Below are 9,414 nucleotides of genomic sequence, written 5' to 3'. Positions count from 1 at the left end.
TGGACTGCATAACCTCCTTCCTGCCTTTAAGCAAATTATTTACATTTATAAACAAGCTTGCAGCAAAAAACGACGTTAATCCGGTTCAGCCAAAAGATTTATTATATATTAGTACAGAATTATTCCGAACTCGGGATTCAACACAAAATCCTTTATTTTTTAATTAAATATTAAAGCTATGGGTTTACTGGATGGTTTAATGGGCAATGCTTCGGAAGTGTCCATCGAAAAGCTGCAAAATGACTTTTCTTCGCTTCTGGTAGAAGGAGAATATCTGGAAAAAGCTTTTAAGGTAATCCGGGATATGTTTGTGTTTACCAATAAGCGCCTGATTCTGGTGGAAAAGCAGGGACTTACGGGTTCTAAAGCCGAATATTTATCGATACCCTACCGGTCAATCATTAAATTTTCGAAAGAGAGTGCCGGCTTGCTGGATTTAGATGCCGAATTAAAGATATGGATTACCGGCCAGCCCGAACCAATCCGGAAAGAATTTAAAAGAGATAATAACATTAATGTGGCTTACCAATTGTTAAGCGCGCACATTCTGAAATAAATGCCGCGTTAGCTGGTAATATGCATTAAAGCGTAATGTGGGTATTATAATCGTAATAAAGAGTTATAACTTCTTTATTGCAGAAAGTATCCTTCTCTACCGGGGTTGCCGCTCGTATTTCGTGCCGGTTTAACTGGCCTACAAACGTATATAAATCGGTATAATCAAAATAAAGGTCTGCCGGAATAATCTGGGGCATAAAAAGCGCTACATAATGCCGGAGCAACCTTAGTATATTTTCGTTTAGTTTTGCCTCCAGCTCCATTGCCGGGAAACCTGTACTGGACTCAAATTGGAAACTATTATTTATTTTGGCCTGAACGGTATAGTCTTTGGGAATAACCAGGTACGCACAACCATCAATTTTTAATATTTCAAAACTCATCATAAACTATTTTGGAGTAATACTGCTTAAGCAAAGCTACTTCATTCAACCTATTGTTTTACCTGCCTGCATTTGGCTGTAGCTACTAAGTTTGGTATTGCTTAGCTTCTAAACTATTCGATTAAAATGCTCGCTTACTAAACAGTAAAATCAGCTATTTAGTATGCATGCCGCTTAATTATTTAAGTTAAGTATCTTAATGCAAGCTATTTGGCCTAAGCCAGGAGTTATACTTGAAGTATGAACAATTATTAAGGATGACGGCTGAAACTATCATTCTAACAGAACTTCTTTGGCTACCTGCAAACAAAAACCGGAAAAATCATTTGCGTGCGGCAGCATAACAGCGGTTGCGGGGTTAGTTTATAAAATATCAGTTCTAGCGTCACTTACCCTCCTAAAATTCAGCGAAAAACTTAACTGATTTAAGCGTTGGCACTAAAAATTTAACAGGAGTAAAGAGCAATTTCAAAGAAAAACTAATACAAGTATTCCAGTACTCTCAGAATCAAAAATATACAAAATCCAACTTAAAAGTACATTTTAGCACAGACTAAAACAAGCAATTAATATAATTATTTTATAATAAAATATAACTATAATTAATTATAGGTTTTTTTGCCGGTAACTAATTGCCCCAGTTTCATTCGATTTTATCTTTCAAAATGGGCGTTTTAACCAAAATAAAGCTTAAGAAAAGCTCCAATGTAAGTTGTAAAAAAACATCCTCTATAACTTTTCACTAGGTTAATGTAACTTCATTTGACGGGTTATTTTTAATTTTGTACCATGTATACAAGAGAACAAGCTTCGCAGTTGCGTCAGGCTTTCTGGACTACTTTCGGGCAATACATGTCACCGGTGCTATCGGCCGAAGGTTTAAAGCCCAACTGGCTGAATTACAATACAGGTCAGAAACATGTTTACTTCCGGATGAAAGCCGATAAAAAAACGGCCTCTATCGGCATAGAACTGACACACCCGGACGTAGAGATTCAGGAGATATTTTTTGATCAGTTTACAACTTTAAAAGCTTATCTGCACGAGCAAGTAGGCGAAACCTGGGAGTGGGAATTTCATATACCAGACGAAAATGGCAAAATTATCAGCCGGATTTATAAAGAAATTAGTCCTGTAAATGTGTTTAACCGCGACGACTGGCCTACGTTGATTTCTTTTTTTAAGCCACGCATTATTTCACTGGACCAGTTCTGGGGCGATGCGCAGTATAGTTTTGAAGAATTGCGTTAAAAATTATCGGGTAAATAAGCTACTACCGAATGCAAAATCAAAAATAGAATCAATAATATTTTTGCTTTATACAGCGCTACACGGGCAGCAAAAACCGGCTTTAAAGTAAAAAATGGCCAACTAAATTCGCTTTTCCAAAAGCTGCCGGCAAGTAATACCTGATTTAACCGGCAAAAAATAATAGGAAATACCCCGATAATATAGCTATTTTGTTCCCGTCAATTTTTCTAAATCTATTATACCACCAATTATGAAGAGGCCTTTTTTAGTTTTAGCCTTAAGTTTATCAGTAGCCGGAACCTCTTTCATGGCGGGTTGCCAGCAAAAAGCAGGCAATGCCGGAAAAAATACCAGCCAGAGCACCGCTACTTCTCCGGATTCAAGCGCTGTTGCTTCCTCCGACACATCGGTCACCAGTACGGCTGCCACTACTTCCACCCCAACAACGGCAACTGCTCCCAGCCAGAAGTTTGGTTACATCAACTCCGCCGAGTTGCTTAAAATAATGCCCGAAACCAAAAGGGCCGAAGCCAACCTAGAAGCTTTTGTAAAAAACCTGGAAAAACAATTCGGCGGGCTGCAATCCGAATATCAAACAAAGGTTACAGAATTTCAGGCCCAGGAAAAAACGATGGTTGATGCGGTTAAAGAAACCCGCATCCGGGCCATTCAGGATTTAGAACAGCGTCTGCAGCAATCGCAGGTATCGGGTCAGCAGCAGGTAGCCAAAAAACGCGAAGATCTGTTTAAGCCCATTCTGGACAAAGCCGAAAAAGCCGTTAAAGATGTTGGCAAAGAAAATGGTTACGATTATATATTTGATACCAACACCGGTTCTTTTATTTATGCCAAAGAAAGTCATAATATATTGCCGCTGGTAAAAACCAAACTGGGTATCAAATAGACTTTATATAACTTAATTTAATTTTAAAAGAGAGCACGGCCACCTGAAGGTCGTGCTTTTTTTATGTTTAGGTTGAACCTGCTTTAAAGTAATATGTTAAAAATGCTGTCTAAAATCGAAAGCGCTCTTAGGGGCCACTACAGAATTAATTGCATATCTTATAGGCTGTAAGCAACGCAAACTTTTAATTGGTTTGCGCATAATCTTTATCCACCCAACCCCAAACTAAAATGAGCAAACCAGTACTTTTAACATTATTAGGAGCCTTTATGTTCCTGCAGGCCTTTACCCCTGCGGCATTAGCCCAGCCAAACAAAATTGGCGTTTTCGATGGGCAAACCGATATTGGGCCTGTCATACACAGAGGTTCGGCCACTTACAAGGCCAGCACCCAGGAATATACCCTTTCGGGTGCCGGCACCAATATCTGGTTCGATAAAGACGAATTCCATTTTGTCTGGAAAAAGATGAAAGGTGATTTTATCTTGTATACCCGGGGCCGGTTACAAGGCAAGGGCGTTGACCCCCATCGCAAAATTGGCTGGATGGCCCGCACCAGCTTAGAACCTAATTCGGCGCACGTAAATGCCGTGGTGCACGGCGATGGCCTGACCGCCTTGCAATACCGGAAAGAGAAAGGGGCGGCAACCGAAGAAGTGCGGTCGGAGGTTACGGCGCCCGATGTGATACAACTGGAACGGCGCGGCAACACCTACACCATGCGGGTAGCTAAATTTGGCGAACCCTTTAAAACCGAACAGGTAGCAAATTTAAATATTGGCGAAGAAGTGTACGTGGGTTTGTTTGTATGCGCCCATAACAAAGATGTAGTGGAAAAAGGCACTTTCCGGGATGTGCGCCTGACCGTTCCAGCCAAAGAAAACTTTGTGCCTTACCGCGAATATATTGGCAGCCACATTGAACGCCTGGAAATAGCCACCGGTAACCGCGAAATAATTTATACGGCACCCAAATCGCTGCAGGCGCCCAACTGGACACCCGATAACAAAGCTTTGATTTATAACAGCGAAGGCCTGATGTACCGGTTTGATTTGGCCAAACGGACACCTCAGGTAATTAATACCGGCAACGTAAAAAGCAACAACAACGACCACGTCCTTTCTTTCAACGGTAAAATGCTGGGCTTGAGCAGTTCTTTACCCAACCTGGGCTCAATTATCTGGACGGTACCAGTTACGGGCGGCACACTTAAACAAATTACGCCTACCGGTCCTTCTTATTTACACGGCTGGTCGCCGGATGGTAAAACGCTTACCTTTACCGGCCAACGCAACAATGAATTTGATATTTATACCGTACCAGCGGCGGGCGGGCCCGAAAAGCGCTTAACTACCAGCCCGGGTCTCGACGATGGCTCGGAATATACGCCCGATGGTAAGTGGATTTATTTTAACTCGAACCGCACCGGCGCGATGCAAATCTGGCGCATGAAACCCGACGGCAGCAACCAGGAAGCCGTTACCACCACCAACGAATTCCACGACTGGTTTCCACATATTTCGCCGGACGGCAAGTGGATTGTATTTTTATCTTTTCTAAAAGAAGAGGTAAAGCCCGACGATCACCCATTTTACAAGCACGTGTATTTGCGTTTATTGCCCATTACCGGTGGCCAACCCAAAGTAATCGCCTATTTCTACGGCGGACAAGGCAGCATCAATACGCCCTCGTGGTCGCCGGACAGCAAGCGGGTAGCCTTCATCAGCAATTCCGACGTATCTACCCAACCATAATTAGGCTGCTTTAATTTAAGACTGAGAATCAGGTGTGCTATCTCTAAAGAAGATTACGCGTAGATAAAAACTATGCAGCAGCAGACAAATAGCCGCTTCATAATTGCTGTAACAGGGTGCCTAATTCCGGCTAATTATTTTTTTTGCCACCCAGCATACAGGTTCTCCGTAAGTAGTTGTTAAAAGCAAACAGCTTTTAACGTTTCACTTAATCTTTTGAACCATGAAGGATAACAAAAATAAGGACCAGGATCAAGATAAGAAACTTGTAAAGGATATTAACTCCGTATCTAAAATGGCTGGTAACCAAGGCAACGAAAATGTAGATGACCCCAAGCGACCAGCCAAAGGTGGCAGCCGGGGCACGAGCTCCGACCAGGATGGTGGCCAGGATGCAGGCTCATCGGCCGGAAGCCATTAATAATATTACCTAAAAGCCGGAAAGTCCCTGTTGCTCCAACAGCAGGGACTTTTTTTATTCTTTCTGTGCTGGTTTATTTTTAGCAACCTGCCTTTACTGTTTACTGATTTGCTACAATTCCTCGGTTTTGCCGCTTAATACCTTCGGGTTACTTATGGAATAGAATTTGACATTAGCTTATTTGCAGTGATTTAAACCGGCTTAACTAACAGAACTTATAAGTATTTAAACTGATTAGCAGGGCTATAATTTTTTTATATTTTTGCAACCATTATTTTTATAACTAACTAAAATCACCTTATCCACCAAATGAAAAAAAGTAACCGTGTTTGGAGCCTTTTATTAGCTGTGTTGTTTCTGAGCTGTATAACCATGGCCGTACCCGCCAATAGCGCGCCTGCCCGCGAATTTTACGAACTAAAAGTGTACTCTTTAAAAACAAAAGAGCAGGAAGACCGGGTAGAAAATTATTTAAAAAGTGCGTACCTACCCGCCATGCACCGTGCCGGTGTAAGTGAAGTTGGCGTTTTTAAACCAATAGGTAACGACACCGCCCGTATTAAAAAAATTTACGTAATGGTACCCATGAAATCGCTGGACCAGTTGGTTAAGCTGCCCCAGGCGCTGCAAAAAGATAAGCAATACGCCCAGGCCGGCGCCGATTACATTAACGCACCTTACAACAATCCGCCTTACACCCGCATGGAAAGCATCGTTATTCAGGCCTTTGAACTGATGCCCCAAATGGCTTTGCCAAAACTGAAAGGACCGAAATCGGAGCGCGTGTATGAACTACGCAGCTACGAAGGTCACACCGAAAAAACTTACCAGAACAAGGTACAAATGTTTAATCAGGGCGGCGAAATAGATATATTTAACCGTTTAGGCTTTAATGCCGTATTTTACGGCGAAGTAATTGCCGGCAGCACGATGCCCAACCTCATGTACATGACTACCTTCGAAAACCGGCCGGTCCGCGACGAGAAATGGCAATCTTTCCGGGACGATGCCGCCTGGAAAACTTTATCGGCTAAGCCTGAATACAAAAACAATGTTTCTAAAAACGTAACCTTGTTTTTACGTCCGGCTGAATATTCTGACATTTAAGCAGCTACCCGATAATAACTAGTAAGCGGCCCGTTTCCAAAGAAACGGGCCGCTTGGTTTCTGGCGGTAATTAGATTAAAAACTATTTACTTTTACCAGCTCGTTTTTCCTGATTGGCTATTAAGCAAGCTGCCTTATCTTTGTCTTCCTTAAATCTATCCCCCAATTATTCATGCTGGTTACTTCCGAAGTTAAATTAGAAAATATTATCCTGCACAAAGTAGGCAATAAAAGCCGAGACGAAGATATCCGGTTTTCCAAAGAGCCATTAAAACTCGACAATTTTGTAAAGGAATTACTTTTAAAATATTTTTTATCGCCCTTTAAATCCGAAGAATATTTTAACCTGTACCACGAGTCAGATATTAACCTCAATGAAGTCTACAGCTTTGTTTCGAAGATTTTTGCCGAGCCCGAATCGCTGCACGAACAATCTATGAACCTGGCGCGGCACCTTTACGAGCAAAGCACCCACGCCAAAATAAAGGAAGGCGAATTTTATGTTACTTACCTGTCGGACTGCGTGGTAGATGGCGAAGCGGTTGATGCCGTGGGTTTGTTTAAATCCGAATCCAGGGAAACTTATCTGAAAGTATATCCCAACGGTGATACCTTTGATATTGACAGCGAAGACGGCGTTAATATTAATAAACTGGACAAAGGTTGTTTAATATTTAATACCGACGGGGAACACGGCTATCTGGTAGCCACCGTCGACAACCTGAGCAAAAGCAACGAAGCCCTTTACTGGAAAGATGATTTTCTGAAGCTTAAATCGCGGCAGGACAGTTATTTTCATACCCAGAAAATAATGAGCCTCTGCAAAAGTTTTGTGGAAGAACGCCTGCCCGAAGAATTTGATGTGAGTCGCGCCGAACAAGCCAACCTGCTGCATAAGTCGATGGATTTTATGAAAGAGAAAGAAGTTTTCGATTTAAACGAGTTCCAGAACGAAGTAATAAAACAACCTGATTTAATAGAGAGCTTCCAGAACTACAAAAGTACCTACGAAACCGAGCGGAACTTCGAAATAAAACCCGAATTCGACATTCACGATTCGGCGGTAAAAAAGCAAACCCGCTACATGAAAAGTATCATTAAGCTCGACAAAAGCTTTCATATTTACGTACACGGTAATAGCCAGAACATAGAAAAAGGCTACGACGAAGAGCGCGGTATGCACTTTTATCAGCTCTTTTTTAAAGAAGAATCCTAAAAACAGGGAACAGTTATCAGTAAACAGTTATCAGTGAACAGGTAACAGTTAAATTAAAGAAGTGTAATGGTTTAAAAGAATCAAATTCGTCATTAGGGTGTGGATTTAGATATCCTTATTTGTTCTCTACCATTTTATATTAATTGTTTACTGATAATTATTAACTGATAACTGTTTACTGAAAACTGTAAAGCCATGTACGAAACTGTTTATAAACCCATCGACGAAACATTTTATTCGGTATTGGAAGACTTGGCAGCTCGCCGCAAATATTGCCGGGTGCAGTACTTCACCGATATTCACGAATTTATTACTGCCCGGGCGGTGGTAAACGGTATAGTAGCAGAAGCCGGCGAGGAATATTTAACCTTGGCTACCGGCGAAAAAATCCGGCTCGACCGCCTTTACAGCGTAGACGAAAATTTTGCCCCGGGTTTTGAGAATTACCACGAGTTCTCCTGCGATTGCTAAAATATTTTATTTCCTTCGGTTGGCTCCTGTCTGCTCATAGGGTAGCCTTTTCCTGCTCTCTGCAGAAATAATCTTTCATTGCGCACTTACGCAAAATTTAATGGTCCTTATTGCCTTTGTGGTGTAGTTTCATGTGCATCCGGCGGCATCGCTTATAGGCACAGCCATCTAATCAAGCACTTTAAATAAGTGTCAGGTTCTTATTACTAAATAACTCCAGGACGTTTAGAACAACCTCAAACCGGTACTTCCCCTTACCTTTTGCCAAATAATATATTTAATTCCTATGTAGATAGGCCATTTTTTATATTTTTACGCGTCAATAATTATTCACCAACTTAAACTTAGTAGTATCTATCATGAAAGTAACCGTAGTTGGAGCAGGTAATGTGGGCGCCACGTGTGCCGACGTATTAGCTTATCGCGAAATAGCAAACGAAGTAGTATTATTAGATATTAAAGAAGGCGTAGCCGAAGGCAAAGCCCTGGATATCTGGCAGAAATCGCCCATTAATTTATACGATACCCGCACCGTGGGCGTAACCAACGATTACTCTCGTACTGCTAATTCGGATGTTGTAGTTATTACCTCGGGCTTGCCCCGCAAACCCGGCATGACCCGCGACGACCTCATTTCTACGAATGCAGGCATTGTGCAGTCGGTTACTCAAAATATTATTCAGCACTCACCCAATGCCATTATAATTGTGGTTTCTAACCCGCTGGATGTTATGACTTACGCCGCGCATATTACTTCTAAGTTACCCCGCAACCGGGTTATTGGTATGGCCGGTATTCTGGATACGGCTCGTTACCGGGCCTTCCTTGCCGAGGCATTAGATGTTTCACCGAAAGATATTCAGGCCGTTTTACTGGGTGGCCACGGCGATACCATGGTGCCGCTGCCCCGCTACACTACCGTAGGTGGCATACCGGTTACCGAATTAATTGACGAAGAACCGCTGAATGCCATTATTGAGCGCACCAAAAATGGTGGCGGCGAATTGGTAAAATTAATGGGAACTTCGGCCTGGTACGCGCCAGGTTCGGCAGCAGCCCAAATGGTAGAAGCTATTGTTCGGGACCAGAAGCGGGTTTTCCCGGTTTGTATCAGACTAGAAGGTGAATACGGCATCGACGGCACTTACCTGGGCGTACCGGTGGTGTTAGGCAAAAACGGCGTAGAAAAAGTAATCGAACTCCAGCTAAACAATCAGGAAATGGAATTACTCCGCCTGTCAGACAAGCACGTGAAAGAAGTAATGGCCGTGCTGGACAATATGCAATCAGGAAGCTAGTTATTAGCTAATTATATTCATAAACAAGAAAGCACTGCTTAGGCAGTGCTT

10 protein-coding genes are annotated in these 9,414 nt (G+C 42.3%); 9 read left to right on the top strand and 1 reads right to left on the bottom strand.

What is annotated here, in order from left to right; all coding sequences use genetic code 11:
- Positions 1–178: 178 nt before the first annotated feature.
- Positions 179–556 (top strand): PH domain-containing protein, encoded by a 378-nt coding sequence (locus AAE02nite_RS22225; protein WP_146903435.1) that lies wholly within the window; start codon positions 179–181, stop codon positions 554–556.
- 25 nt (positions 557–581) lie between these two features.
- Here AAE02nite_RS22225 and AAE02nite_RS22220 read toward each other — a convergent pair whose 3' ends face one another.
- A complete protein-coding gene (locus tag AAE02nite_RS22220; protein ID WP_146903432.1) occupies positions 582–944 on the bottom strand; it encodes a hypothetical protein in 363 nt (120 codons plus the stop codon).
- Between the two features lie 786 nt (positions 945–1,730).
- Here AAE02nite_RS22220 and AAE02nite_RS22215 point away from each other — a divergent pair.
- The 8 genes from AAE02nite_RS22215 to mdh all read left to right on the top strand — a co-directional run bounded on the left by AAE02nite_RS22215 (position 1,731) and on the right by mdh (position 9,363).
- The gene (locus tag AAE02nite_RS22215) at positions 1,731–2,192 is read left to right on the top strand and encodes a DUF4268 domain-containing protein (RefSeq protein ID WP_146903429.1); all 462 of its coding nucleotides are present in this window, start codon (positions 1,731–1,733) and stop codon (positions 2,190–2,192) included.
- Positions 2,193–2,442: 250 nt separating this feature from the next.
- Positions 2,443–3,096, top strand: coding sequence for an OmpH/Skp family outer membrane protein (locus AAE02nite_RS22210; protein WP_146903426.1), 654 nt, complete (start codon positions 2,443–2,445; stop codon positions 3,094–3,096).
- A gap of 230 nt (positions 3,097–3,326) precedes the next feature.
- Positions 3,327–4,850, top strand: a complete 1,524-nt coding sequence (locus AAE02nite_RS22205) for a PD40 domain-containing protein (protein ID WP_146903423.1) — start codon at positions 3,327–3,329, stop codon at positions 4,848–4,850.
- Positions 4,851–5,073: 223 nt separating this feature from the next.
- A complete protein-coding gene (locus AAE02nite_RS22200; protein WP_146903420.1) occupies positions 5,074–5,271 on the top strand; it encodes a hypothetical protein in 198 nt (65 codons plus the stop codon).
- Between the two features lie 309 nt (positions 5,272–5,580).
- Positions 5,581–6,378 (top strand): NIPSNAP family protein, encoded by a 798-nt coding sequence (locus AAE02nite_RS22195; RefSeq protein WP_146903417.1) that lies wholly within the window; start codon positions 5,581–5,583, stop codon positions 6,376–6,378.
- A 172-nt stretch (positions 6,379–6,550) separates the two neighbouring features.
- A complete protein-coding gene (locus AAE02nite_RS22190; protein WP_146903414.1) occupies positions 6,551–7,594 on the top strand; it encodes a nucleoid-associated protein in 1,044 nt (347 codons plus the stop codon).
- Between the two features lie 195 nt (positions 7,595–7,789).
- A complete protein-coding gene (locus AAE02nite_RS22185; RefSeq protein WP_146903411.1) occupies positions 7,790–8,065 on the top strand; it encodes a hypothetical protein in 276 nt (91 codons plus the stop codon).
- 359 nt (positions 8,066–8,424) lie between these two features.
- Complete coding sequence (gene mdh, locus AAE02nite_RS22180) at positions 8,425–9,363, top strand: malate dehydrogenase (RefSeq protein WP_146903408.1); 939 nt, start codon at positions 8,425–8,427, stop codon at positions 9,361–9,363.
- Positions 9,364–9,414 lie beyond the last annotated feature (51 nt).

Source organism: Adhaeribacter aerolatus, assembly GCF_007991635.1.
In the GTDB taxonomy this organism is placed as follows: Bacteria; Bacteroidota; Bacteroidia; order Cytophagales; family Hymenobacteraceae; genus Adhaeribacter; species Adhaeribacter aerolatus.
Note: the sequence above shows the minus strand (reverse complement) of the source record. Positions and strands in the feature narration are given on the sequence as shown.

Coding starts and splice junctions, on each gene's coding strand:
- AAE02nite_RS22225 (WP_146903435.1), top strand. CDS start 179: ATGGGTTTACTGGATGGTTTAATGGGCAATGCTTCGGAAGTGTCCATC.
- AAE02nite_RS22220 (WP_146903432.1), bottom strand. CDS start 944: ATGATGAGTTTTGAAATATTAAAAATTGATGGTTGTGCGTACCTGGTT.
- AAE02nite_RS22215 (WP_146903429.1), top strand. CDS start 1,731: ATGTATACAAGAGAACAAGCTTCGCAGTTGCGTCAGGCTTTCTGGACT.
- AAE02nite_RS22210 (WP_146903426.1), top strand. CDS start 2,443: ATGAAGAGGCCTTTTTTAGTTTTAGCCTTAAGTTTATCAGTAGCCGGA.
- AAE02nite_RS22205 (WP_146903423.1), top strand. CDS start 3,327: ATGAGCAAACCAGTACTTTTAACATTATTAGGAGCCTTTATGTTCCTG.
- AAE02nite_RS22200 (WP_146903420.1), top strand. CDS start 5,074: ATGAAGGATAACAAAAATAAGGACCAGGATCAAGATAAGAAACTTGTA.
- AAE02nite_RS22195 (WP_146903417.1), top strand. CDS start 5,581: ATGAAAAAAAGTAACCGTGTTTGGAGCCTTTTATTAGCTGTGTTGTTT.
- AAE02nite_RS22190 (WP_146903414.1), top strand. CDS start 6,551: ATGCTGGTTACTTCCGAAGTTAAATTAGAAAATATTATCCTGCACAAA.
- AAE02nite_RS22185 (WP_146903411.1), top strand. CDS start 7,790: ATGTACGAAACTGTTTATAAACCCATCGACGAAACATTTTATTCGGTA.
- mdh (WP_146903408.1), top strand. CDS start 8,425: ATGAAAGTAACCGTAGTTGGAGCAGGTAATGTGGGCGCCACGTGTGCC.